The following is a 25,105-nucleotide window of genomic DNA, read 5'->3' as shown; positions in this document are numbered from 1 at the left end:
TTTGTGGTGGAAGGGGCGGCCTCACGCCGCCCCGCTACGTCTCTCGATCCGCTCAATCCTTCAGGGGCAGACCGAGGCTTTCGAAGGCCACCGGATCGCGGCTCTTCAAGGCGCCGGCCAGCAGCAGGCCGACCACCGCGGCGATCAGCACCAGCCCCGGCAGGAACACGCCGAGAAAGCCGCCGGCCCCCGACAGGCTGCCGAAATTGATGACGATCAGATAGATGATGACGACGAAGGCGAGGAAGGTCAGCCCAGGCAGGATGGTCGTCTTCACGGCATTTTCCTGCGCCGACGGGTTGGCGCGGAAATACATGACCACGGCGAGCGAGGCCACCGCCATCATGACGATGACGCCGAGCGTCGCGACATTGGTCAGCCAGGAAAACAGCGCCAGCACCGGATCGAGGCCGAGCACGGCGAACAGCCCAACGACGATTGCCGCCAGAACGCTCTGGATCACCGAGGCGACATGCGGGCTCTGGTGCGCCGAATGCGTCACGCCGATCGACTGCGGCAAAAGCTTCTCACGGCCCGAGACATAGATGTAGCGGGCGACCGCATTGTGGAACGCCAGCACGCCGGCGAACAGGCTCGACACGAACAGGATGCTCATCGCCTGCGACAGCATCGTGCCGGCGTAACGGTCGGACAGGCCGAACAGGAACGTCGTCGGATCCTGCAAGCCCTGCAGTGCCGGCAGCAGCTTGTCGACGCCGGCGCCGACCGCCATCAGCCAGGCGGTCACCATGTAGAAGACGCCGATCAACACCACGGAGATATAGGTGGCGCGCGGTATCGTGACCTTGGGATCGCGTGCCTCCTCGGCATAGATCGTCGTTGCCTCGAAGCCGATGAACGCCGCGAAGCAGAACAGGATGGCGATCGCTGGCGCACCGCTGGTGATTTGGCTCCAGCTGAAGGGTGCGGCCGACAGTCCGCTGTCGCCGCCGGTCTTGAGGATCGCGATGTCGAGGATCAGCACCACGGCGTATTCGCAGAGAACCAGCACCGTCAGGATCTTGGCCGACAGGTCGACCTGGCGGTAACCGAGCACGGCGACGAGAGCGATGGCGATGAAGCTCCACACCCACCAGGGCAGGTTGATGCCCCAGCCGGCGAACAGTCCGGCGGTAGCGGCACCCAAAAGACCCATGACGCCGATCTGCATGGCGTTGTAGGACAGGATCGCGATCAGCGCCGTGGCGCCGCCGGCGAGGCCGCCGAGCCCGCGCGCGGCGTAGGCATAAAAGGCACCGGCATTGCCGACATGCCGCGACATGGCGACATAGCCGACCGCGAACAACAACAGCAGCACCGTCACGATGAGGTAGGTGCCGGCAAAGCCGGCGCCGTTGCCCATCAGCATGCCGAGCGGCGTGCCGCCGGCCACCGCCGTGAGCGGAGCCGCCGCCGAAATCACCATGAAGGTGATGGCGCCGACACCAAGACTGTTCTTGCGCAGCCTGTTGGCTGGCGCCTGTTCCAAAACTGCTGTCATTGGTCCCTCCTGTTTGCAAACCAAGGTCGGTTTGCTGGCCGCATGGCCTGTCCCATATCGCTCTGGCGGTTTGGTTCATTATTTGAACCCTTATTTTGAATATAGACTTGCAAACAAACCGGCTTCCTGTCAAGTTAATTCACACGTTAAATGAATGCCCGTCCGGGAGGTAAATTTGGGTACGGTTGGAAAAGCGATCTCGCTTCTGGAGCTGTTCACCGTGGCGGAGCCCGAACTCGGCTTGTCCGACCTGGCGCGCCGGTCGGGCTTCGACAAGGCGACGACGCGGCGGCTGCTGGTTGCGCTGACCGCCCATGGCTTCGTCGAGCAGGATGGCGGCACGCGGCACTACCGCCTCGGCGCCGGCCTGTCGCGGCTGGCGCGCATCCGCGAGGCCCGCTTCCCCTTCCTGCAGACGGCGGTGCCGCTGGTGCGGGATCTGGCAAGTGCCACGGCCGAGACGGTGCATCTGTCGGAATTCGGCATCGACCGGCTGGTCACCGTCCATGTCGAGCATCCCACGCGGGCAAACCGGGTCAACGTCGATATTGGCCAGCTCCTGCCGCTTCATTCGACCGCCTCCGGCATCGTCTATCTGGCCTTCGCCAGGGAGGAGACCGTCAAGGCATGCCTGGCAGGTCCCCTCGAGGCCTTCACCGCGCACACGCTGATCGAGCCGGCCGCCATCTCCCGCTCCCTGGATGAGGCGCGCCAGCGCGGCTACTCGATCTGCGACCAGGGCCTGGAAGAAGGCGTCATCGGCGTGGCGGCGGCAATCCTTTCGGCGGACGGCTTCGCGCTCGGCACCATCGCGGTGGCCGCGCCGAAGGCCAGGACGACGGCAGCCGACATCGCGGCACGAGGGCTTGCGGCCGTCGCCGCTGCGCGGGAAATTTCGATGCGTCTCAATGGCGAGAATCTGCAAACCCTGAGGAGGCAGGCCTGATGCCCATGGATCCCGCGCCCCGCATCCTGGTCATCGGCACCGGCGACACCAAGGCCGATGAGCTGCTGTTCATGAAAGCCTGCATCGAGGCATCGGGCGGCCGGGCCGTCATGATGGACGTCAGCGTGCTCGGCGATCCGCCCTACAGCCCCGATCACGACAAGCATGCCGTGGCCCGCGCTGTCGATGTGACGATCGAGGAGATCGTTTCCAGCGGCGACGAAAACACCGCCATGACGCTGATGGCCGGCGGCGCGGTGCAACTGGTGCGCCAACTCCACCAGCGCGGCGAGATCGACGCCTTCGTCGCCATCGGCGGTTCGATGGGCACCGATCTGGCGCTCGACGTCGCGCTCAGCCTGCCACTCGGCGTGCCCAAATTCGTCGTCTCGACCATCGCCTATTCGCACCTGATCCCGCCCGAGCGCGTCGCGCCCGACCTGATGATGATCCTCTGGGCAGGAGGGCTCTACGGCCTCAACAACATCTGCAAGCTGGTCCTGTCGCAGGCCTGCGGCGCGGTCGTCGGCGCGGCCCGGATCGTGCTTGCGTCACGCGCGTCGGCGCCGGCTCTCGGGCCGACCATCGGCATGACCTCGCTCGGCGGCAGCTGCCTGCGCTACATGAAGACGCTGAAGCCGGCGCTGGAACGGCGCGGCTATGACGTCGCCGTCTTCCACACCACCGGAATGGGCGGCAGAGCCTTCGAATCGATTGCCGGCCAGGGTCATTTCTGCGCGGTGTTCGACTTCAGCCTGCAGGAAATCACCAACCATCTTGCCGGCTCCGTCGTCAGCTCCGGCGCCGACCGGCTGGAGAACGCCGGCGCCCGTGGCATCCCCCAGATCGCGGCACCGGGCGCCGTGGATATGGTCGACCTGCCGACCTGGCAGGATTTGCCGGCTAAGTTTTCCCGGCGGCCGTTTCACGCCCATAACAGGCTGATTGCCTCTGTCACCGTCGATGCCGATGATCGCCGCCAGGTCGCCAGGACCATCGCCGCCAAGCTCGGCGCATCGAAGGGCCGTTCCGCCTTCATCCTGCCTTCGGGCGGCTTTCAGGAGTGGGACATGCAGGGCGAGCCGCTCTACGAGCCGCAAGCGCTTGCCGCCTTCGTCGACGAAATGCGCAAGGCTATTCCCGCCGGGGTCGAGTTCCACGAGATCGACGCCCACATCAACAGCGACGCCTTCGTCGGCAAGGCGCTCGAGATCTTCGACCGCTGGGTCGAGGAAGGCATTGTCCCGCGCGGTGCCCCTGCCAAGGGAGTGGCCGCGTGAGCGCTGTCCCGGCCCAGGCGCTTGTCCTTGATTTCGGCGGCGTCGTCACGCGAACGCTGTTCGAAACCCATGCCTTGACCGAGCAGGCGCTCGGCCTGAAGCCCGGAACGCTGCAATGGCGCGGGCCGTTCGATCCGGCCAGTGACCCGCTGTGGCGTGCGATGCAGGCCGATGAGATCAGCGAGCGCGACTATTGGCGCGCCCGCACCAGCGAGGTCGGCCAGCTCGTCGGCGAAGACTGGCAGGCGATGGAAACCTTCGTCCAGCGCGCCCGCGGCGCCGAGCCGGAAAAGGTGGTACGGCCCGAGGCCGACAGCGCCATCCGCGCCGTCCATGCGGCCGGCTTTCGCCTGGCGATCCTGTCCAACGAACTCGACCTGTTCTATGGCGCCGGCTTCCGTCAAAGACTGCCGCTGCTCGGCCTGTTCGATGTGATCGTCGACGCCACCCATACCGGCATCCTCAAGCCCGACCCGCGCGCCTATGTCTTCGTCACCGAGGCGCTCGGCCTGTCCGCCGGCGCCTGCGTGTTCGTCGACGACCAGCAGCGCAATATCGATGGCGCCAGCAAGGCCGGCATGCGCACGGTTCATTTCGACGTTGCCCGGCCGGCATTTTCCTACGCCGAGGCACTCGGCCATTTCGACCTCGTCCCCGCCGTCTGAGAACCATTTTCGGAGCCTGTCATGCGCGACATCAATTTCCTCACCGAGACAAACGCCAAGCCGATCTGGCATCCGATGGCGCACCCGGCCGAGATGCGGGCAAACCCGCCAAAGGTGATCATGAAGGGCGAGGGTGTTACCGTCACCGGCATCGACGGCAACAGCGTGCTCGATGCCGTCGGCGGCCTGTGGAACGTCAACCTCGGCTACAGCTGCGATCCCATCAAGAAGGCGATCGCCGACCAGCTCGGCGCGCTGCCCTACTATTCCGGCTTTCGCGGCACCTCGACCGGACCGTCTATCGAACTCGCCTACGAACTCTCTGAATGGTTCGCGCCGGAAGGCATGGTGCGGACCTTCTTCACCTCGGGCGGTTCGGATTCGGTCGAGACGGCGCTGCGGTTGGCTCGGCAATACTGGAAGATCCGCGGCCAGGGCGACCGGACGAAATTCCTTGCCCTGAAGAAGGGCTATCACGGCACGCATTTCGGTGCCGCCTCGGTCAACGGCAATGCCAATTTCCGCCGCAACTACGAGCCGCTGCTGCCCGGCGTCTTCCACATTCCCGCACCCTGGACCTTCCGCAACCCGTTCGACGAGACCGATCCGGCACGGCTGGCGAAACTGTGCGCCAAGGCGCTGGAAGACGAGATCGCTTTCCAGGGTGGCGACACCATCGCCGCTTTCATCATGGAGCCGGTACTCGGCGCCGGCGGCGTCATCGTTCCGCATGAGAGCTTCATGCCGCTGGTGCGCGAAATCTGCGACCGCCACGAAATCCTGCTGGTCGCCGACGAGGTGGTCACCGGCTTCGGCCGCACCGGCGCCTGGGCGGGCTCGCGGCTCTCGGGCGTGAAGCCGGATTTCATGACCATCGCCAAGGCGATCACCTCGGGCTATTTCCCGCTCGGTGCCACGCTGATAGGTGGCAAGGTCGCCGATGTCTTCGAGGCCGACAAGACCAGCTTCGGGGCGATCGGCCACGGCTACACCTATTCCGGCCACCCGGTCGGCTGTGCCGCGGGACTGGCGGCGCTTGCCGAAACCAAACGGCTTCGCCTGAACGACAACGCCGCCGCGCGCGGTGGCGAACTTGCGGCCGTGCTCGAAGGCCTGAAGGCGAAGCACGAGATCGTTGGCGATGTCAGGTACAAGGGCTTGATGGCGGCGGTCGAGCTGGTCTCGGATCGCGCGACGAAAAAGCCATCCGACAAGAAGACCATGGCCGTGGTCTCGGAGGCGGCCTATGAGGCCGGCGTCATGCTGCGCGTGTCCGGCAACAACATCATCCTGTCGCCGCCGCTGATCATCAGCGCCGCCGACGTCGCCAAAATCGGCGAGGCAATCGACGCAGGCCTGTCGAAGCTCTGACGGACAATTGCATACAACGAGGCTTTGGGACCGACAGATGACTCAATCGCAGAAGAAGATCACCGAGGAAACCTTGGTTAGCCGGCGTGGCCGCCTGCTCGGCGCCAAATCGCAATTGTTCTACGACGAGCCCGTGCACCTCGTGCGCGGCGAAGGCGTCTGGCTCTACGACGCCGACGGCCGCAAATATCTCGATGCCTACAACAATGTCGCCCATGTCGGCCACTGCCACCCGCATGTTGTCGAGGCGCTGTGCCGGCAGGCGAGCGTGCTCAACACCCACACGCGCTATCTGCACACCGCCATCCTCGATTATGTCGAGCGGTTGACGGCGACGTTCGATGCAAGCCTTTCCACCGCCATTCTGACCTGCACCGGCAGCGAGGCCAACGACATCGCGCTGCGCATGGCGCAGGCGGCATCGGGCCAGATGGGCATCATCGCCACCGATGCCACCTATCACGGCAACACCACGGCGGTTTCGCAGCTCTCGACCCGCATGCCGCCGGTCGGCGGCCGCGCCCGTCATGTCAGGCTGGTGCCGGCACCCGACAGCTATCGCCATCCCGATACGATGGCTAACCGCAAGGCCTTTGGCGACGCGGTGCGCGAGGCCATTGCCTCGCTGGCGAAGGACGGCATTGGCCTGTCCGGAATGATCCTGTGTCCGCTGCTCGCCAATGAAGGCTTCCCGACACTGCCCAGCGGCTTCTTCGATGACGCCGTGGCAGCGGTGCGCGACGCCGGCGGGCTGGTCATCGCCGATGAGGTGCAGCCCGGCTTCGGCCGCACAGGCAGCCATTTCTGGGGCCATCAGCGGGCCGGCTTTACTCCCGACATCGTCACCATGGGCAAGCCGATGGGCAACGGCCATCCGGTCGCCGCCGTCGTCACCACCGGGGACCTACTGGCGACCTTCCGCAACGCCTTCCGTTACTTCAACACCTTTGGCGGCAACCCGGTTTCCTGCGCCGCGGCGAGCGCGGTGCTCGATGTCATCGAGCAGGAGAACCTCGTCGGCAATGCGCGCGACGTCGGCGCCCATGCACTCGGGCTGCTGCGCCCGCTGGCGGACCGCCACGAATGCATCGGCGAGGTCAGGGGCGCGGGTTTGTTCTTCGGCGCCGAGCTGGTCCATGACCGTGAGACCCGCGAGCCCGCGCCTGACATTGCCGGGCGTGTCATCAACGCGATGCGCCATCGCGGCGTGCTGATGGGCAAGACCGGCATTCATGGCAATGTGCTGAAGATACGCCCGCCAATGCCGTTTTCGCGCGACAATGCCGATCTCTTGATTGGAACCCTGGACGAAGTGCTTGAAGAAGTCGGCGGGGTTACGGCGTGAGCGCTGTTTTCGCGCAATCGGAGCCCGAGACGGAAGCGGATGTCACCGAGCTTGCCAGGCGTGCGCTGGAACATTGGGGCGTTCGCGATGGTGAACTGGAACTGCTGAAATACCGCGAGAATGCGGTCTTCCGCATCCGCTTGCCCGATGGCCAGCCGGCCGCCATGCGCATCCATAGGCCGGGCTATCACTCGGATGCCGCGCTGTCTTCGGAATTGCAGTGGATGGGCTTCCTGCAATCGGCCGGGGTCGCCACGCCGTCCCCTGTGCCGACGTTGAATGGCGATCTGTTCGTGCCGGTAGGCACCGCCGACTCGGCGCCGCGCCAGGTCGATTGTCTGAGCTGGTTGGAAGGCCGCGCCGTCGGCGCGCGCGGCGTGCCGCTCGGCTATGCGCCCGAACAGGCAAGGCGGGTATTCACGGCCATCGGGCGAACCATCGCCCGCATGCACAATGCCGCCGCCGGCTGGGCGACGCCGCCGGGCTTTGCCCGTCACAGCTGGGATTTCGAAGGCTTTTTCGGTGCGACCCCCATATGGGGCCGCTTCGAAACCTGCCCGTTTCTCGACGATACCAGCCGCGAACTGGTGTTCCGTGCCCACGAGAAGGCGGTCGCGGCGCTGTCGCGGTATGAGCGCAGCGCGCGCAATTTCGGCCTGATCCATGCCGATCTGGTGCGCGAGAACGTTTTGCTCGACGGCGACGCCATCCAGATCATCGACTTCGACGATTGCGGCCATGGCTGGCACGTCTACGATCTTGCCGTGGCACTCTACCAGAACCGCGACGAAGCGATCTATCCGCTGATCGAGGCGTCGCTGCTCGATGGCTACCGCCAGGAGCGGGACCTGACGCCGGAGGACATCGCGTCCTTGCCGCTGTTTTCGGCACTGCGCGCCTTCGCTTTCCTCGGCTGGGTGCAGAGCCGCGTCGAGGGTGACGTCAACAGGAATGCCGGCATGCGCATCTCGGCCATCGCAGCTGACGTGGTGGCGGCTTACCTGCGGGGCATGTGAGGACTGCTGGCGACTGCGGCGTCAGCTCTTCGCGAAATGGATGCTGACCGTTCCCGAACTGCCGAAATCGGCAACGATGGTGTCGCCGGGCCGCGCTTCGACCGGTCGCACGAAGGATCCTGACAGCACCACTTCGCCAGCCGCGATCGACATGCCGTAGCGGGCGAGCCGGTCCGCCAGCCAGGCGATGCCCATCGCCGGATGGTTGAGCACGCCGGCGCCAAGCCCGGTCTCCTCGACCTCGCCATTGCGCGAGACGATGGCGCCGATCCAGCGCATGTCGGCTTCATCGGGCCGCTGCGGCCGGCCGCCGATGACGATGCCGGCATTGGCGGCATTGTCGGAAATCGTGTCGAAGAAAGTGCGTACCTTCTTGGTCTCGGCATTGACACGCTCGATGCGCGTGTCGAGGATTTCGAGCGCCGGCGTGATGTAGTCGGTGGCGTTGAGTACGTCGAAGAGGGTCACGCCGGGCCCCTTCAGCGGCGCCTTCGTGACGAAGGCGATCTCGGCCTCGACGCGCGGCTGGATGAAGCGGCCGGCCGGAACCGTCGCGCCGTCGCTGAAGAACATGTCGTCGAACAGCACGCCCGAATCCGGCGTGTCGATCGCCAGCGCATATTGCATCGCCTTGGAGGTCAGGCCGATTTTCCAGCCCTTCGGCTTCAGCCCGGCGCCGATCTTGCGCGCCACGAGCGCCGCCTGGACGCGGTAGGCGTCCTCCATCGTTGCCTCGGGAAAATCGAGGCTGAGTAGCCGGATCTGCCGGCGCGACCGCTCGGCCTCGAACAGCCGCGCCGCGGCGTCTTCGACTTGCTCGGGGGTCATACGCTTGCCTCGTCGACGACACCGTTGCGAAGCAGGCCGATACCGTCGGCCTCGACCTCGATCACATCGCCCGGCTTCAGCCAGATCGGCGGATCGAAACGGGCGCCGGCGCCGGTCGGCGTACCGGTGACGATGATATCGCCCGGCACCAGCGTGGTGAAGGTCGAGATGTAGTTGATGATCTTGCGGAAGGGAAAGATCATCCGGCTGGTTCGATCCTGCTGGCGGATCTCGCCATTGACGCGGGTGGAGAGCTCAATATCGGCGATCTGCGCTTCATCCCTGAACGGCACCAGCCACGGTCCGATCGAGCCGCTGCGGTCGAAATTCTTGCCTTGCGTGACGTTGAACTTGGCATGCCGCACCCAGTCGCGGATGGTGCCTTCATTGCACAACGACAGCGCCGCGATGTGGCCAAGCGCATCGGCTTGCGCGATGCGCCGACCGCCCTTGCCGATGACGATGACGATCTCGCCCTCATAATCGAGTTGCAAAGAGTCCGGCGGCCGCACCAGCGGCGCGTCATGGCCGACGAAGGAGCGCGGAAAGCGGATGAACAGCGACGGGTTCGAAGGCGCCGCCTGCCCGTCCTTGTACTCCTCGTTGCGATCCGGATAATTGACGCCGACGCAGATGATCTTTTCCGGCGACGGGATGGGGATGTCGTAGGCGATCGCGTCGAGCGGGAAATCGGCGGCGAACGCTTCGGCCTCTTCCGCCAGCCGCCGCAAGGCGCCCGCCTCGATCACTTCGCGCAATGTCGGCCACTGGCTGTAGCGAGCCGACAGGTCGACGACGCCCTTGCCGGTGACCGCGCCATAGCGCGTCTTGCCGCCGGCGGTGAAGGTGGCGAGCCGGGGCGGGGTCATGCTGCGGCTCCGGTGGTGGCGGTGGTAGTGGATGTCTGCAGGGACAGAGTTCTACGGCGCCCCCCTCTGTCCTGCCGGACATCTCCCCCTCTTGGGGGGAGATTGGATTTTGTCTCTGCTTTCGCCAACTTCCAGCGTTGCGAGAAGATCGCGGGCCGGAAGGCCAGCCAATCTCCCCCCTTGAGGGGGAGATGTCCGGCAGGACAGAGGGGGGCGCCACGGAACACAGTCATCTCTAAACCCCCACCTAAGGCGCAATGATCGGCGACGCCGTCAAATCCGGCTGGCGTGCCGCCGCGCCAGCGAAGGTGCTGCCCTCCTCGAACCAGCTTTTCGGCGCTGGCGCGCCCCACAGCGTCTGGCGCTGCGGGTCTTTGAGATCCCACTTGATCGGCTCGAGGTCCGGATCGACCGTCTGGTAGTCCGAACAGTAGATCTCGATGCGGTGGTTGTCCGGGTCGCGGACATAGAGGAAGAACGCGTTTGAAATGCCGTGCCGGCCAGGGCCGCGTTCGATGTTCGGCAGATAACCGGTCGTCGCCATTAGGTCCAGCAGGTCGATGATGTTGAGCGGCGTCGGCACCCAGAACGCGACATGATGCAGGCGCGGGCCGATGCCGTTGGTGAAGGCGATATCGTGGACGCCGCCCTTGCGGTGCGTCCAGGCCGCCCACAGCTTTCCGGTTGCCGTATCCTCGGTATATTCGGTGACCCGGAAGCCGAGCTCGTTGTAGAAGGCGACGGACTCGTCGACATTGGGCGAGAAGCAGTTGAAGTGGTCGATGCGCAGCGGCTTGACGCCCCTGTAGAGCGCATATTTCTGGTGGATCGGCGGCAGCCTTTCCATCTGGGCATAGAACTCCAGCGGTATGCCGTGCGGGTCGCGCGTGCGGAAGGTGCGCGACTGGTGGGGCCGCTCGACCCATTCCACCGGCAGGCCCTTGCCCTTGAAGAAATGTACGGCCTTATCGAGATCCTCGTCCGAAAAAACCTTGAAGCCGAGATCGCGCGCTTCCGGCGTCGTCGCCTTGCGAAGCACGATGCAATGATGGCCACGTTCCTCCATGGCGCGCAGGTAGATGGCGCCCGACGTCTCGTCGGTGACCTGCAGGCCGAGCGTGTCGACATAGAACGCGCGGGACTTGGCGAGATCGGCGACGGCCAGCTCGACATGGCTGAGGCGCACGATGTTGAAGGCGGGATAGAGATTGGGCTTGGGCAAGGGCATCTGATTTCCTCCGTCAGCCGCCGAGTTTCTGGATCGCGTGCGCTGAAGTGGCGAAGGCGATGTTCTTCGTCTCCATGTAGAAATCGAAGGAATGGTCACCGCCGTCGCGGCCGATGCCGGAGTTCTTGACGCCGCCGAACGGCGTCGGCAGATGCCGCACATTCTCCGAATTGACCCAGATCATGCCCGCGTCCAGCGCATCGGTGAAGCGGAAGGCGCGGGTCACGTCCGAGGTCCAGAGATAGCCAGTCAGGCCGTACTGCGTGTCGTTGGCGAGCGCCAGCGCCTCCGCCTCGTCCTTGAAGGCGATTGCCGTCAGCACCGGCCCGAAAATCTCCTCCTGGGCGATGCGCATTGTGTTGGTGGCGCCGGTAAACAGCGTCGGGCTGACATAGCAGCCGCCGCCCGGGCCGGCGAACTTGCCGCCGCCCGCGGCGACCACCGCGCCCTCCGATTTGCCGATCTCGATATAGGACAGCACCTTTTCCTCGTGCACCGGATGGATCAGCGGTCCGACAACGGTCTTGGGGCCGAGCGGATGGCCTATTGTGATGCGCTTTGCCTTTTCCGCCACCAGATCGGTGAACTTGTCGTAGACCGAGGCTTCGACCAGCAGCCGCGATGACGAGGTGCAGCGCTCGCCGTTGAGCGAGTAGATCATGAACACCGCCGCATCCGCCGCACGTTCGAGGTCGGCGTCGGCGAACACGATCACCGGGTTCTTGCCGCCAAGTTCGAAATGCACGCGCTTCAGTGTGTCGGCGCCCTGTTTCATGATCATCGAGCCGGTGCGGCTTTCGCCGACGAAGCCGATCGCCTTGATGTCGGGATGCTCGGTCAGCGCCTTGCCGGCATGCTCGCCGAGGCCGTTGACCAGGTTCCACACGCCCTTCGGCAAGCCCGCCTCCTCGGCGATCTCGACCAGCAGTCGTGCGGTCAGCGGCGAGAACTCAGCCGGCTTATGAACCACGGTGCAGCCGGCGGCCAGCGCCGGCGCGATCTTCCAGGTCGACAGCATGAACGGCGTGTTCCACGGCGTGATGACGCCGACCGGGCCGATCGGCACGCGCGTGGTGATGTTGACCTGGCCTGTCGTCCGCAGCGTCTCGCCGTCACGCGCTTCCGGCGCACGATCGGCGAAGAAGCGGAAGTTCTCCGCACCGCGCAACGCCGCCTTGGCCATGAACTTCAGCGCCTGGCCGGTATCCATGCATTCGATGAAGGCGATCTCCTCGGCCCGTGCCTCGATGGCGTCGGCGATTTTGTGCAGCAGCTTCTTGCGCGCTTCGCCGGGCATGGCAGCCCAGGCCGGGAACGCAGCCTTCGCCGCCTTGGCGGCGCGGTCGATATCGGTGGCGCCCCCGCGCGCGACCTTGGCCAGCGGCTTCAAATCGACCGGCGACATGGTCTCGAAGGTCGAGCCGTCGGCGGCCGGCACCGCCTCGCCGCCGATCTGGTTCAGCACACCGTCGCGCTTGAAGCGGGCCAGATAGGCCTCGGCTTTTTTCAGATTGCCTTCGAGATCGGACATATCAGCTTCCGTCACTTGCCGCGCAGCCGCGGGTGGATTGCGTTTTTCTTCCAGCTCAGCACTGGGTCGATTTCCCTGATCTCCAGCGACAAGGCGAAATGCGGGGTCTCGAACAGCACCGCCAGATATTCGCTTACGGCCGCGAAGATGGCTTCTCCTGTCCGTTTCTTGTCCTCGGCGCTGCGGCCGGTGCCGATGCGAAACGACATGTCGAGGAAGGCGTTTTCCGGCAACCTGTCGGCAATCGCATACGCGTCGGCGCGAAAGGCCCGCACCCTCACGGCGCCGGTCTCGAACAGCCCGGTGTCCAGCACCGTGCGCAACACCAGCCCGCATAATTCGCCCATATCGACCTTGGCATCGAGATTGGCCGAATACTCGATGGAAAAATGAGGCACCGCGTCTCGTTCCCTGGAATATTGCGTTGCTATAATTAACGCGTTAATTACATGCGATCCCGCCGAAGTCAAGTCTTGCATCGGGCTTGGCACGACGATACGGGATGACGGTGACGGCGCTGAGGGCCAGCGCTGCTGGCAAAGCCCGCCACCGATCGCAAGCCAGCGTTGGAGAGAATTTCACTTGCTGCCGGAAAATACTCGTCGCTCCCTGCCGATGGCATTGCTTCACGCCCGTGAAGTGGTGATGGCGCGGTTTCGTCCCATGCTTGCCGCCCATGACGTGACCGAACAGCAATGGCGCGTGCTGCGCGTGCTGAGCGAAGCCGGCCCGGTCGAGGCCACGGAGCTGGCCGACCGCGCCTCGGTGCTGCCGCCCAGCCTGACACGCATCATCAAGGCGCTCGAGGGACGCAAATTCATCACCCGCAACAAGGCGGAAGGCGACGGCCGCCGCGTCGTCCTGACAATCGCCCCGGCGGGTTCTGCCCTGATCGATGCCCTCTCGCCCGAACGCCGCGTCATTTACGACGACATCGAACGCCGCTTTGGCCATGAGCGGCTGGAGCAACTGCTCGATCTCCTGGAAACCCTGATCGACGGCGAGAGCTGAGGCTCACCCGCCAAAGCTCCCCAACCGCGTCGGCTGCGTATAATTCCGGTCGACGTAGAGCAGCGCCGAGCCGCCGCTGCCGTGCCTGACGTCGATGACGCGGCCGATCATCACATTGTGCGTACCGACGATATGCACGTCCTCGATCTCGCAATCGAAATTGACGATCGCGTCCGACAGTGCCGGCGTGCCCGACGTCAGCGTCTGCCAGCGCGCCGCCGAATAGCGCGCTTCCATGTCCCGGGTCGCGCCGGCGAACTTTCCCGCCAGATGCATATGGTCATGCGTCAGCACGTTGACGCAGAAGCGCCGGTTGGCGAGGAACATGGCGGCCTGCGCCGAACGCCCGTTCATGCACACCAGCAGCGTCGGCGGCTCGTCGGAGACGCTGCACATGGCGGTGGCGGTGAAGCCGCCGCGCCCGGCCGGGCCATCGGTGGTGACGATGTTGACCGGCGCGCAGACCCTTGCCATGGCGTCGCGGAAATCGGCTTTCGAAATCTGCGTGGCCATCGGCGTTCACCCGGCCGAGGCGGGAAGCGGATTGAGCCAGGTATCGCCCGTCCAGCCGTTCTCGTCATAGTCGGCCATGCAGGTGTCGACCAGTTCCTCCATCGCCTTCAGCCGGCCGCCGCGTTCGGCTCCCTTCAGCACCTGCAGCCGCACCTCTTCCGGCGCGCCGGCATAGTTCAACTCATAGAGCGCGTGGCGGCCGCCGAATTCGGTGCCGGTCGCGTCCCACAGCAGCTTCATGATCTTGATGCGCTCGACATGGCCCATGTCATTGGAGCCGCGCACATATTGCGCCAGATATTTGTCGATCTCGGGATTGTTGAAGTCGCGCACCGACGACGGCAGGTAGATCAGCCCGGACGCGATCACCCGGCGCACGGTGTCGATGACGCGCGGATAAGCTTCCGACATGAAGGTGCGGTAGGCGAGTGCCGCTTCCAGATTGGGCAGCACCGCGCCATTCGCCCACGGGATCGGATTGTAGGCCATGGCGTTGGAAAAGCTCCAGAACATGTGCCGGAGCGCGATAACCTCGCCCAGTGCCGCCTGATTGCCGCGGAAGGCATCGCCGCCGGTGGCGCGCAGCGCCTTGGCCAGCAGGCCGGCGAGGAAGTCGAGCTTGACGGCAAAGCGCGTGCAGCCCTGGAAGCAGTAGCCGTGCATGAAGCCGGACGCCGGATGGAACGACAGGATCTTCTGCGCGTCACGCAGCACCAGCACGTCCTCCCAGGGGATGAAGACATTGTCGAGCACCAGGATCGCGTCGTTCTCGTCGAAGCGCGACGACAGCGGATAGTCGAACGGTGCCGCTGCCGTGTTGGCCGTCTGCTCATAGGAAACGCGGCAGAACATCTTTATCCCCGGCGCGTTCATCGGCACGATGAACATCACCGACAGCGACGGATCCTCGGTGACCGTCGCTGAGCTTTGCGCCAGGAAATTGTAATGTGTCAGCGCCGAGGACGTTGCCACCACCTTGGCGCCGGAGACGTAGATACCGGCATCGGTCTCCTCGGTGATGTGGACGAAAACGTCCTTCACCTGCTCCGCCGGCTTGTGGCGGTCGATCGGTGGGTTGACGATGGCATGGTTCATGAACAGCACGGCTTCCTGGGCTCTGCTGTGCCAGGCGAGGGCATTGTTCTTGAACGGTCCGTACCAGTCGGCATTGGCGCCGAGCGTGTTCATCAGCGCCGCCTTGTAGTCTGGTGTGCGGCCCATCCAGCCATAGGACATGCGCGACCACTCGGCGATCGCCGTTTGCTGGGCGGCGAGTTCGCCGGAGGATTTGGCGACACGGAAATATTTGTGGGTGTAGCCGCCCGATCCGGTGTCGGTGGCCGAAGTCAGAGTCTCGCGCCGCTTGGGATCATGCAGCGCGTCGTAGAGGCGTGCCAGCGACCGCGCCGAATTGCGCATCGCCGGATGCGTGGTGACGTCGGCGATGCGTTCGCCGTTGATAAAGACCTCGCGGCCGTCGCGCAGGCTCTCCAAATATTCGGCGCCCGTGAACGGGCGCGCTCTGTCGGCACGGAAATCTTCTGACCGCATGATGTTCCTCCACTTGGTATGCGATCCTAGCGTCGGGGCCGAGGATCGGCTATGGACGGAACGGCAAAACCGATTGGACTTTTTCCGGCACGATGAGCCAGAACTCCATCCCCGATTTCTTCGTCTATGGCGAGCCCGTCCGGCCGCTCGATGTCGGTTTCCTGCATGTCGAGACAGTGCTTGCACGCAGCAACATCCACCTCGGCCAGGTCGCTGCGCACAAGCATCCGCAGATGGGCCAGATCACCTACTGGACCAGCGGCTCCGGCACCTATCACATCGAGGACCAATCCTGGGACTTTTCGGCGCCTGCCGTCAGCTTTGTGCCGAGTAATGTCGTGCATGGCTTCTCGATCGGCCCCGGCACCGACGCGACAGTCGTTTCCGTCGCCGACGATGCGCTCGCGGCGATAGAAGCGCACAGCCTGCTGCCGCTGGACAGGCCGGTCTTCGCCGGCGGCCTGCCGCAGCACGCCGCCTGGAAACGGCTGGCGGCGGTGCTGGACATGATTGCCGCCGAATACACCGAAGCGCAGGCCGGCAACGACAAGACCTTGCCGTCGCTGATCGCCGTCGCGCTCTCCCACATCGCGCGTCTCGGCCCCGAGGTGATGGACGCCGCAGGCTCATCCGAAGCCTCGCTGGCGCAGGGCTTGCGCCGTCTCGTCGACGCGCATTTCCGTGACGACTGGCCGGTTGGCCGCTACGTCGAAGCGCTGGCCACGACGCCGCATCTCCTCGACAAGGCCAGCCGCGCGGTGCTGGGCAGCGGCGTCAAGCGCATCGTCGGCGAGCGGCGGCTGCTGGAGGCCAAGCGGCTGCTTCTGTTCACCGTCCGCACCGTCGAGGACATCGCCTACGAGATCGGCTTCGACGATCCGGCCTACTTCTCACGCTTCTTTCGCGAACGGGTCGGCGAAGCACCCGCCGCCTGGCGCCGCAGGCAGCTGCAAGGGCATTGATTTGGCGTGGTACCACGTCTCGTGACGCGCAAACCTTGACGTTGCAGCCTCGGCCACTTTTTCGTGAAGCTGCACGGGTTGATCCGCTCGCCTGCTTGCCTAGGTAGAGGGAGCGGTGGGCGCCACGCAAATCCGACAACAGGGCAAATCCGAAAATCGGTATGACATTTTCCTGTATTAGAAAGCTTGCCCTTCCTGTTCTTGTCGTCGGCGTCCAGTCCTCCTGCGTCATTCCCGACGATACATCGCGGATCGCCAAGGTTGACCCCACGACGGCAGCGGCTCGCAAGGAGATGGTCGGCCTCAGCGAAGCCGATGTTCGAATGTGCGCGGGCTTTCCGACCGCCACCGCGGACGCTGGCGGGTCTGGCCAGATCTGGACCTACAAGCGCGTCGTTCAGCGCGGCAATCTCAGCATTGTCGTCCCAACCCTGGCGCTAGGTGCGATCCCGACGGTCGGCGGCTCCGTCAATGTCGCTCCCGGCGGCTATTGCGACACGCAAATACGCATGGTCGACGGCCGCGTCGCCGAAGTCGCCTATGCCGGCGACAACAATTTGCCGAACAGTCGCGACGCGCTCTGTGTCAGCACGGTGGACGCCTGTGTGTCCTATGCCCGCCAACACAGTCAAAGAGCGACAGCCAGATAGCCGTCACGGCTGATTGGCGAGCCGTGGCGTTGCGTGTCGCGCCGGTAAGGGCTCGACTGACCCGCCGGACGGAATACGCTAAGGCGAAATACCGGCCCTGATCGCCGGGCGGCAAACATGCCTCGTATGCCTCGCCCTTCCGGGCGCAGGCGGCGGGGCATTGTCATTTCTGGGGTCCTGTTTCGTCCCGGTCAATTCTTGATGAGGCCCTCATAAGGCGGCGTATTCAGGATGTAGGCCACCTCTGTCCGGTTCCGGGCGCGAAGTTTTTTCATGATATTGCGAACATGCACCTTGACCGTGCTCTCGCACATGTTGAGTTCGTAGGCGATGATCTTGTTCGCTTTCCCGCGACGCAGCGCTTCTATGACCGAAATCTGGCGCGACGTGAAAAAATTGTCTTCTTGCGCCTGCGATTTGGTGGCCTGGTGGCCATCCCTGGCGTTTTGCGCCGATTGGAAAAGCACACTCGGCGGGATGAAAATTCCCCCTGCCGCCACGAGATGAATCGCCTTGGCTGCGATTTGCAGGCTGACGCTCGTCGGAACGTAGCCGCATGCGCCATTGTCGATCGCTTTGTGAACATCGTCGAAATTTTCGATATCGGCGAGGATGATGGTGCTCACCCAGGGTCTGGTCGCCTTGAGGTGGGCGATCCGGGCGAGATGGTGGTCTGCCTCGGAGTTTGACCACACGGCGCACATCAGCACAGTCGAGATCCTTTGGGTCTCCTCCATGTCTGCCGCGTCGAAGGTTTCGATGCTCGAGAAATGCTGGAAACGAAATGCCGGTTCGATTTCCGCGAGGCCTCTTGCCAGGCAGTCGCACATCAGCGATCGATCATCGATAATCGCGATCTCGATATCCGCCGCAACGAAGGCGGGTGGGCTATCGGGATCGATGTCAAAAGCACACAGGCTTGCCTGGGCCGCCTCAAATGTTTGAATTGCTGTCATAGCTGCTCCTCTTGCCCCCTCGCTCGCAACTGGGGCGAGGCTACTGCTCCACGGTTCTCAACTCCCCTCAGTAATCCGTGGATTCGAGCCAGATGTATGTGAAGCACAGCACATGACGAGCGAAGCCGATCGGCAATCCATAGCCGACCGGGGCTCCGGCAACTCGGCACGACCGGTGTCCCGCCAGGCGGTTCACACCGTTGTGTTCGATCCTGGGCTCGCTCACGGCTGGCATAATGCGCCCAAGTGCGCCGCTTCGGACGTGAAATCGGCAACCGCCCCTTGCCGATCATTCCCATCTTGCTCATGTTCATTATTGCTTTGAAGATGATCGATCGTAGGGGGCGGCCGGTTTCATCGTAATGGGAGGAAGTACCATGAAGGCATGTTATTTCGTTTCTGCCGCGTTTCTCGCCGCATCCGCCATCCCCGCCTCGGCTGCCGAAATTTCCGATGGCAAGGTCAAGATCGGCATCCTCAACGACCAGTCCGGCGTCTATGCCGATTTCGGCGGCAAGTGGTCGGTCGAGGCCGCCAAGATGGCGGTCGAGGATTTCGGCGGCAAGGTGCAGGGCGCGCCGATCGAGATCATCAGCGCCGATCACCAGAACAAGCCGGACATCGCCTCCAACATCGCGCGGCAGTGGTACGATACCGAACAGGTCGATGCCATCATGGAGCTGACGACCTCCTCGGTCGCGCTCGCCGTCCAGGGCATTTCCAAGGAAGAGAAGAAGATCGACATCGTCACCGGCGCGGCGACCACCGAACTGACCGGCAAGCAGTGCTCGCCCTACGGTTTCCATTGGGCCTACGACACCCATTCGCAGGCGGTGGGAACCGGCGGCTCTCTGGTGCAGCAGGGTGGCGACAGCTGGTTCTTCGTCACCGTCGATTATGCCTTCGGCTATTCGCTCAAGGAGCAGACCGCCAAGTTCGTCGAAGCCCATGGCGGCAAGGTGTCGGGCGAAGTGCGCTATCCCCTGGGGGCGACCGACTATTCATCCTTCCTGCTGCAGGCGCAGTCCTCGGGCGCCAAGGTGATCGGGCTGGCGAATGCCGGCCTCGACACCTCCAATTCCATCAAGCAGGCGGCTGAATTCGGCATCGTCCAGGGCGGCCAGCGCCTTGCGGCGCTTCTGTTCACGCTGGCCGAGGTGCATGGGCTGGGCCTCCAGGCCGCGCAAGGCGTCGTGCTGACCGAGGGCTACTACTGGGATCGCGACGACAAGAGCCGCGCGTTCGGGCAGCGTTTCTTCAAGCGCACCAACCGCATGCCGAACATGATCCAGGCCGCGACCTATTCGGCGGTGACGCAGTATTTGAAGGCGATCGACAAGGCCGGCACCGACGAGACCGAGGCCGTCGCCAAGCAATTGCATTCGCTGCCGGTGGACGACGCCGTGATGACCAATGGCAAGGTGCAGGCGGACGGCAACATGGTCCATGACATGTATCTCTACCAGGTCAAGGCGCCCAGCGAGAGCAGCAAGGACTGGGACTATTACAAATACCTCGCCACCATCCCCGGCAAGGAGGCCTTCCTGAGCGAGAAGGAAAGCGGCTGTCCAACGGCGGCCCAGTGATCGGCGCGGCCATGGCGCCGCCCGACCCCAACGGAAACGAGCCGCTTGTCGTGCTGTCCGCCCGCGGGTTGCGGCGTGATTTCGCCGGCTTCGTCGCCGTCAAGAACGTCGATCTCGATGTCCGCCATGGCAACATCCATGCCCTGATCGGACCCAACGGCGCCGGCAAGACCACCGTTTTCAACCTGCTGACCAAGTTCCTGGCGCCGACCAGCGGCAGGATCGAACTGCTCGGCCACGACATCACCCGTACCTCGCCGGCGAGAGTGGCGCGGATGGGGCTGGTGCGTTCGTTCCAGATATCGGCGATCTTTTCGCACCTCAGCGTGCTCGACAATGTGCGCGTCGCGCTGCAGCGACCGGGTGGGCTTGGCGTCCAGTTCTGGCGCTCGCTGGCGGCACTCGACCGGTTGACGCCGCGTGCGATGGAGCTGTTGCGCTCCGTCGGTCTCGACGATGCCAGGAACAGGCTGGCCGGTGATCTCTCCTATGGCAGGAAACGCGTGCTCGAGATTGCCACGACGCTGGCGCTCGATCCGAAAGTGCTGCTGCTGGACGAGCCGATGGCCGGCATGGGGCATGAAGACGTAGCCACGGTTTCCGACCTCATCCGTTCGGTGGCGCGCGACCGCGCTGTGCTGATGGTCGAGCACAATCTCACGGTCGTCGCCGATCTCTGCGACTGGATAACCGTCATGCAGCGCGGCGAGGTGCTTGCGGCCGGCGACTACGCCGCCGTCAGCCGCGACGAGCGGGTGAAGGTCGCCTATATGGGCACCGCCGATGACTAGCACCGCACCCCTGCTTGCGGTCCGCGGCCTCAACGCCTGGTACGGCGAGGGCCATGCGCTGCACGGCGTCGATCTGGAAGTGTTTGCCGGTGAGACGGTCACGCTGCTCGGCCGCAACGGCGTCGGCAAGACGACGACGCTGCGCGCCATCATGGGACTGATCCGCAGGCGAACCGGCAAGGTCGTTTTCGACGGCGCGGACCTGATGCGGCTGCCTCTCCACAAGACCGCGCATCAGGGCATCGGCTTCGTGCCGGAGGAGCGTGGCATCTTCGCCACGCTGACGGTCGACGAGAACCTGGTGCTGCCGCCGGTCGTTGCCAAGGGCGGCATGAGCGTCGAGGAGATATTCGATCTCTTCCCCAATCTGAAGGAGCGGCGCAACAGCCCCGGCACAAGGCTGTCGGGCGGTGAACAGCAGATGCTGGCGATCGCGCGCATGCTGCGAACCGGCGTGAAGATGCTGCTTCTCGACGAGCCGACCGAGGGCCTTGCTCCAGTTATCGTACAGCGCATCGGCGAGCTGCTGGCGACGCTGAAAAAACGCGGCATGACGATCCTGCTGGTCGAGCAGAATTTCCGCTTCGCCAGCCGTGTCGCGGATCGTTTCTACTTGATGGAGCACGGCAAGGTCGTCGCCGGGTTCCCGACCGGCGAGCTGGCGGACCGCATGAGCCTGCTCCACGACGTTCTGGGTGTATGAGGACGCCATGACGATGATCTTCGGAACCCCCGTCCAGGCATTCCTCGGCCAGTTGCTGGTCGGGCTGATCAACGGCTCCTTCTACGCCATGCTGAGCCTGGGGCTGGCTGTGATTTTCGGCCTGCTGCGCGTCATCAATTTCGCCCATGGCGCCCAGTACATGTTGGGTGCCTTCGTCGGCTATCTGCTGCTCAACTATCTCGGCATCGGCTATTGGCCGGCGCTGGTCCTTGCCCCGCTGATCGTCGGCGTCTTCGGCGTCGTCGTCGAACGCCTGGCGCTGTCGCGGCTTTACGACACCGATCCGCTCTACGGCCTGCTCTTCACCTTCGGCCTCGCGCTCGTGCTCGAAGGCATATTCCGCTACTATTACGGCGTGTCGGGAAATGCTTACGCCGTGCCGCCACTGCTTTCGGGAGGCACCAATCTCGGCTTCATGTTCCTGCCTAACTATCGCGGCTGGGTCGTCGTCGCCTCGCTGATCGTCTGTTTCGGAACCTGGGCGCTGATCGAGAAGACCAGGCTCGGTTCCTACCTGCGCGCGGCAACCGAGAACCCCCGCCTCGTCCAGGCCTTCGGCGTCAACGTGCCGCTGCTGCTGACCCTGACCTACGGCCTCGGCTCCGCCCTTGCTGGGCTAGCCGGAATTCTAGCGGCGCCGATCTATCAGGTGAGCCCGCTGATGGGGTCGGACCTCATCATCGTCGTCTTCGCTGTGGTCGTGGTCGGCGGCATGGGATCGATCCTCGGCGCAATCGTCACCGGCTACATGCTTGGTCTTGCCGAGGGGCTGACCAAGGTCTTCTACCCCGAGGCCTCCAACCTCGTGGTCTTCGTTATCATGGCGATCGTGCTTCTGGTTCGGCCGGCCGGCCTGTTCGGAAAGGACGCCTGACATGCGGAAGGGACATCCGAGATGGCCGAATTGACGCTTCGCGAGACATCGGCCGGAAAAACCCCGGCATGGCTCGAATGGACGCTGGTCGGGCTCGGTATACTGGGGCTGCTGGTGGCGCCCTTCCTCGTCTACCCGGTCTTCCTGATGAAGATGCTCTGCTTCGCGCTGTTTGCCTGCGCGTTCAATCTGCTGCTCGGCTACACCGGCCTGCTGTCGTTTGGCCACGCCACCTTCTTTGGCGGCGCCGCCTACTTCACCGCCCACGCCGTCAAGGTCTGGGGCTGGTCGCCGGAGGCGGGCATCCTGCTCGGCATGGCAGGCGCCGCGCTGCTCGGCCTTGTCATGGGGTTCTTCGCCATTCGCCGGCAAGGCATCTATTTCGCCATGATCACGCTGGCGCTGTCGCAGATGTTCTTCTTCTTCTGCGTGCAGGCGCCCTTCACCCAAGGCGAGGACGGCATTCAGGGCGTGCCGCGCGGTATGCTGCTCGGCGTCCTCGACCTGAACGTCTCGCTGAATATGTACTACTTCGTGCTGACGGTGTTCCTGGTCGGCGTCTTCGCCGTCTGGCGCATCGTCAATTCGCCCTTCGGCATGATCCTGCGCTCGATCCGCGAAAACGAGAGCCGCGCCATTTCGCTGGGCTATTCCGTCGCCAGCTACAAGCTCGCCGCCTTCGTCATGTCTGCGGCGCTGGCCGGGCTGGCGGGCTCCCTCAAGGCCATCGTCTTCCAGTTCGCCACGCTCACCGACGTCACCTGGCAGATGTCGGGCGAGGTGATCCTGATGACGCTTCTGGGCGGCATCGGCACCATGGTTGGGCCGGTCATCGGCGCCAGCTTGGTGGTCGGACTGGAAAACACGCTTGCCACCTCCGGCTTCCCGGTGACCATCGCCACCGGCCTGATCTTCATGGTCTGCGTGCTGATTTTTCGGCGCGGTATTGTGGGAGAGCTCTATGCGCGGGCGCTCGGGCGGGCGGAGAAAGGCTGATGGGCACCCAGATCGACCGCGCGCGATTGACGCGATTGAGCAGTCCACGCAGCCGTGCTCGCCACGACACATCCGTCGGTTTCAGCGTCGAAAAGACGCTTGGTCTCCCTAGAACTTAATTTACCAAGTTCGTCGTCTTATGGGCGATTGCTGATAAATCAACCGCCCGTAAACCAACACTTCGTCATATGCGCCTCAGTCGAGGGGCAGGTAATGATCATCAATAAGTTCTGGCGGTCGGAAAGCGGCAATTTTGCGTTGCTGTTTGCGTTGGCGGCGCCTGCGATCCTGGCGGCCGTCGGTTTTGCAGCAGACGTATCCAGCGTCATGCGAGCCAAGGTCAACCTGCAGAACGCTTTGGACGCCGCGACCCTATCTTCGTCGCACCTGTCGGACGACGAAGCGGCCCGCAGACTTGCATTTGATGGCTATTTCCAGGCCAACGTCGCAATTCACCCGGAACTCACCAACGCGAAATTGATCCTGTCGGTCGACAAGGGTTTCAACTACGTCAAGACCAAGGCCATCGCTTCCGCGGACGTGAACCTCTATTTTGCTTTCCTGTTCGGCGACAACCAGCACATCGAAGTGGATGCCGGGGGTGTAGAAGCGACGAACAACCTCGAAGTCGTGCTCGTGCTGGACAACACGGGCTCGATGGCCGGTGCCAAAATCAAGGCTCTCAGGGACGCGACCAAGGTACTTCTCGATAATCTGGATGGAGCAAAGTCACCCGATCGGAAGGTGACCGCCGCGATTGTGCCCTTCGTCACCGCTGTCAACGTCAATGGCGATAAATTTGACCCTTCATGGATAGACATGGCAGGCAAATCGCCGAACAACGGCGCGAACTTTCCTCTGCTGCCAGATGGCAAGCGCGTAAACCACATGGACCTGTTCAGGGACCTGGCACAGGGAACCGGTTGGCAAGGGACGGGATGGAAGGGCTGCGTCGAGGCGCGTCCCGGAAGCGCTGCCATTTCCGACGTAGCGCCGGACCAAGCTGACGCCAACACCTTGTTCGTGCCCTATTTCGCTCCAGATGATCCCGGTGGTGCAACCAGTCCATCCGCGAGCTATGGCAACGACGCCAAGGTCTATAACAACTCCTATCTTTCCGATGACGTTCAGGACGGCACGGACACGAAGGGAACAGACAAAAAGATCGCCAAGTATGAAAACCCCAAGGCGAAAAAGATCAACGACAGATATGCGCCTCTGACAGTCGGCCCCAACCGGGCGTGCCCGACTCCGGTCGTGCCGTTGACCGCTGACTTGGACAAGTTGCGGACGGCTGCTGCCCAGATGCAAGAGTGGAACGGATCCGGCACGAATGTCTCCGAGGGGCTCTCTTGGGGCATGCGGGTGCTTTCACCGGCCCCGCCGTATACCGACGGCGCGCCCTGGAAGACTCCGAATACGAGCAAAATCGTCGTTCTGCTTACCGACGGCGAGAATGTCGTTTACGGCGCGAGCGCCGAACCGGAAAAGTCGGACTACACATCCTATGGCTACCTTTCGTCTGGCCGGTTCGGGACGAGTAACCAGACAGACGCCGCACGCTCCGTAGATCGATGGACGCTCGACGTTTGCGATAAACTGAAGGCGCAGCAGGTTCAGATCTACACCATTACCCTGCAATCCGACACGGCCGCGAACCGGACACTTTACGGCAAATGCGCGACAAATCCGGCTGACTACTACGCTGTCAACGATCCCAGCAAATTGCCGAATGTGTTCCAAACCATCGCTGGAAAGTTCACGACACTCCAGCTGGTTGATTAGAGCAGTTCACCGTTTCACAGAAACGGCAAGCCGCTCTGCCCGCTCCCCCATGACGCCCGCGCTCCACAGCCAGCGATGCCTTCTGATGAGGCCGGCGCGCCTGAAACGATGATCCTGGTTGAATGG

24 protein-coding genes are annotated in these 25,105 nt (G+C 63.8%); 15 read left to right on the top strand and 9 right to left on the bottom strand.

All coding sequences use genetic code 11. From position 1 onward, the window contains the following. Positions 1-52 precede the first annotated feature (52 nt). Positions 53-1,501: an APC family permease gene (locus AC0NIH_RS03225; RefSeq protein WP_473468156.1), complete on the bottom strand. Its 1,449-nt coding sequence runs from the start codon at positions 1,499-1,501 to the stop codon at positions 53-55. 175 nt (positions 1,502-1,676) lie between these two features. Here AC0NIH_RS03225 and AC0NIH_RS03220 point away from each other — a divergent pair, with 175 nt between their 5' ends. From AC0NIH_RS03220 to AC0NIH_RS03195, 6 genes are read left to right on the top strand one after another with little or no spacing between them, the layout of a single operon-like run. Continuing rightward, entirely contained in the window at positions 1,677-2,447 is a 771-nt protein-coding gene (locus AC0NIH_RS03220; protein WP_352709354.1) for an IclR family transcriptional regulator, read from the top strand. Continuing rightward, on the top strand, positions 2,447-3,727 hold the full coding sequence (locus AC0NIH_RS03215; RefSeq protein WP_473468158.1) for a Tm-1-like ATP-binding domain-containing protein: 1,281 nt from the start codon (positions 2,447-2,449) through the stop codon (positions 3,725-3,727). The genes AC0NIH_RS03220 and AC0NIH_RS03215 overlap by 1 nt, the downstream gene beginning before the upstream one ends. Further along, entirely contained in the window at positions 3,724-4,392 is a 669-nt protein-coding gene (locus AC0NIH_RS03210) for an HAD family hydrolase (protein ID WP_473468160.1), read from the top strand. The genes AC0NIH_RS03215 and AC0NIH_RS03210 overlap by 4 nt, the downstream gene beginning before the upstream one ends. Positions 4,393-4,413: 21 nt before the next feature. Further along, positions 4,414-5,763 (top strand): aminotransferase class III-fold pyridoxal phosphate-dependent enzyme, encoded by a 1,350-nt coding sequence (locus AC0NIH_RS03205; protein WP_473468162.1) that lies wholly within the window; start codon positions 4,414-4,416, stop codon positions 5,761-5,763. Between the two features lie 37 nt (positions 5,764-5,800). Then, on the top strand, positions 5,801-7,108 hold the full coding sequence (locus tag AC0NIH_RS03200) for an aminotransferase class III-fold pyridoxal phosphate-dependent enzyme (RefSeq protein ID WP_473468164.1): 1,308 nt from the start codon (positions 5,801-5,803) through the stop codon (positions 7,106-7,108). Further along, on the top strand, positions 7,105-8,124 hold the full coding sequence (locus tag AC0NIH_RS03195; RefSeq protein ID WP_473468166.1) for a phosphotransferase enzyme family protein: 1,020 nt from the start codon (positions 7,105-7,107) through the stop codon (positions 8,122-8,124). The genes AC0NIH_RS03200 and AC0NIH_RS03195 overlap by 4 nt, the downstream gene beginning before the upstream one ends. 21 nt (positions 8,125-8,145) lie before the next feature. Here the strand turns inward: AC0NIH_RS03195 and hpaH are convergent, their stop codons facing one another. From hpaH to AC0NIH_RS03170, 5 genes are all read right to left on the bottom strand, one after another. Continuing rightward, positions 8,146-8,952, bottom strand: a complete 807-nt coding sequence (hpaH, locus tag AC0NIH_RS03190; RefSeq protein ID WP_473468169.1) for a 2-oxo-hept-4-ene-1,7-dioate hydratase — start codon at positions 8,950-8,952, stop codon at positions 8,146-8,148. After that, positions 8,949-9,821, bottom strand: coding sequence for a fumarylacetoacetate hydrolase family protein (locus AC0NIH_RS03185; RefSeq protein WP_473468172.1), 873 nt, complete (start codon positions 9,819-9,821; stop codon positions 8,949-8,951). The genes hpaH and AC0NIH_RS03185 overlap by 4 nt, the downstream gene beginning before the upstream one ends. 247 nt (positions 9,822-10,068) lie before the next feature. Then, positions 10,069-11,049: a 3,4-dihydroxyphenylacetate 2,3-dioxygenase gene (gene hpaD, locus AC0NIH_RS03180; RefSeq protein ID WP_473468174.1), complete on the bottom strand. Its 981-nt coding sequence runs from the start codon at positions 11,047-11,049 to the stop codon at positions 10,069-10,071. Positions 11,050-11,062: 13 nt separating this feature from the next. Further along, positions 11,063-12,580: a 5-carboxymethyl-2-hydroxymuconate semialdehyde dehydrogenase gene (gene hpaE, locus AC0NIH_RS03175; protein WP_473468177.1), complete on the bottom strand. Its 1,518-nt coding sequence runs from the start codon at positions 12,578-12,580 to the stop codon at positions 11,063-11,065. 11 nt (positions 12,581-12,591) lie between these two features. Continuing rightward, positions 12,592-12,978 carry a 5-carboxymethyl-2-hydroxymuconate isomerase gene (locus AC0NIH_RS03170; protein ID WP_473468180.1) on the bottom strand — a complete coding sequence of 129 codons (387 nt, stop codon included), beginning with the start codon at positions 12,976-12,978 and terminating at the stop codon, positions 12,592-12,594. 184 nt (positions 12,979-13,162) lie between these two features. Here AC0NIH_RS03170 and hpaR point away from each other — a divergent pair, with 184 nt between their 5' ends. Next, complete coding sequence (hpaR, locus tag AC0NIH_RS03165) at positions 13,163-13,591, top strand: homoprotocatechuate degradation operon regulator HpaR (RefSeq protein ID WP_013891927.1); 429 nt, start codon at positions 13,163-13,165, stop codon at positions 13,589-13,591. A gap of 3 nt (positions 13,592-13,594) precedes the next feature. Here hpaR and AC0NIH_RS03160 read toward each other — a convergent pair whose 3' ends face one another. Further along, positions 13,595-14,104 carry a flavin reductase gene (locus AC0NIH_RS03160; RefSeq protein ID WP_023682716.1) on the bottom strand — a complete coding sequence of 170 codons (510 nt, stop codon included), beginning with the start codon at positions 14,102-14,104 and terminating at the stop codon, positions 13,595-13,597. Positions 14,105-14,110: 6 nt separating this feature from the next. Then, the gene (locus AC0NIH_RS03155; RefSeq protein ID WP_473468184.1) at positions 14,111-15,655 is read right to left on the bottom strand and encodes a 4-hydroxyphenylacetate 3-hydroxylase N-terminal domain-containing protein; all 1,545 of its coding nucleotides are present in this window, start codon (positions 15,653-15,655) and stop codon (positions 14,111-14,113) included. A 92-nt stretch (positions 15,656-15,747) separates the two neighbouring features. Here AC0NIH_RS03155 and AC0NIH_RS03150 point away from each other — a divergent pair, with 92 nt between their 5' ends. Further along, positions 15,748-16,617, top strand: a complete 870-nt coding sequence (locus tag AC0NIH_RS03150) for a helix-turn-helix domain-containing protein (RefSeq protein ID WP_473468185.1) — start codon at positions 15,748-15,750, stop codon at positions 16,615-16,617. Positions 16,618-16,778: 161 nt separating this feature from the next. Next, positions 16,779-17,267: a hypothetical protein gene (locus AC0NIH_RS03145; RefSeq protein ID WP_287273972.1), complete on the top strand. Its 489-nt coding sequence runs from the start codon at positions 16,779-16,781 to the stop codon at positions 17,265-17,267. Between the two features lie 191 nt (positions 17,268-17,458). Here the strand turns inward: AC0NIH_RS03145 and AC0NIH_RS03140 are convergent, their stop codons facing one another. After that, on the bottom strand, positions 17,459-18,223 hold the full coding sequence (locus AC0NIH_RS03140) for a LuxR C-terminal-related transcriptional regulator (protein WP_473468187.1): 765 nt from the start codon (positions 18,221-18,223) through the stop codon (positions 17,459-17,461). 377 nt (positions 18,224-18,600) lie between these two features. Between AC0NIH_RS03140 and AC0NIH_RS03135 the strand changes: the two genes are divergently transcribed. The 6 genes from AC0NIH_RS03135 to AC0NIH_RS03110 all read left to right on the top strand — a co-directional run bounded on the left by AC0NIH_RS03135 (position 18,601) and on the right by AC0NIH_RS03110 (position 24,979). Then, a complete protein-coding gene (locus AC0NIH_RS03135; protein ID WP_473468189.1) occupies positions 18,601-19,809 on the top strand; it encodes an ABC transporter substrate-binding protein in 1,209 nt (402 codons plus the stop codon). An 11-nt stretch (positions 19,810-19,820) separates the two neighbouring features. Then, positions 19,821-20,600, top strand: coding sequence for an ABC transporter ATP-binding protein (locus AC0NIH_RS03130; protein WP_473468191.1), 780 nt, complete (start codon positions 19,821-19,823; stop codon positions 20,598-20,600). Then, positions 20,593-21,303 (top strand): ABC transporter ATP-binding protein, encoded by a 711-nt coding sequence (locus AC0NIH_RS03125; protein WP_473468192.1) that lies wholly within the window; start codon positions 20,593-20,595, stop codon positions 21,301-21,303. Before AC0NIH_RS03130 ends, AC0NIH_RS03125 begins: the two co-directional genes overlap by 8 nt. 7 nt (positions 21,304-21,310) lie before the next feature. After that, positions 21,311-22,198, top strand: a complete 888-nt coding sequence (locus AC0NIH_RS03120) for a branched-chain amino acid ABC transporter permease (protein ID WP_473468193.1) — start codon at positions 21,311-21,313, stop codon at positions 22,196-22,198. A 21-nt stretch (positions 22,199-22,219) separates the two neighbouring features. Next, complete coding sequence (locus AC0NIH_RS03115) at positions 22,220-23,194, top strand: branched-chain amino acid ABC transporter permease (protein ID WP_473468195.1); 975 nt, start codon at positions 22,220-22,222, stop codon at positions 23,192-23,194. Between the two features lie 213 nt (positions 23,195-23,407). Further along, on the top strand, positions 23,408-24,979 hold the full coding sequence (locus AC0NIH_RS03110) for a pilus assembly protein TadG-related protein (RefSeq protein ID WP_473468196.1): 1,572 nt from the start codon (positions 23,408-23,410) through the stop codon (positions 24,977-24,979). The last annotated feature ends 126 nt before the right edge of the window (positions 24,980-25,105 follow it).

The sequence above is a fragment of the Mesorhizobium sp. WSM1386 genome (assembly GCF_055901595.1).
The sequence above is the reverse complement of the archived record's forward strand: the minus strand, read 5'-3'. Positions and strand labels throughout refer to the sequence as shown.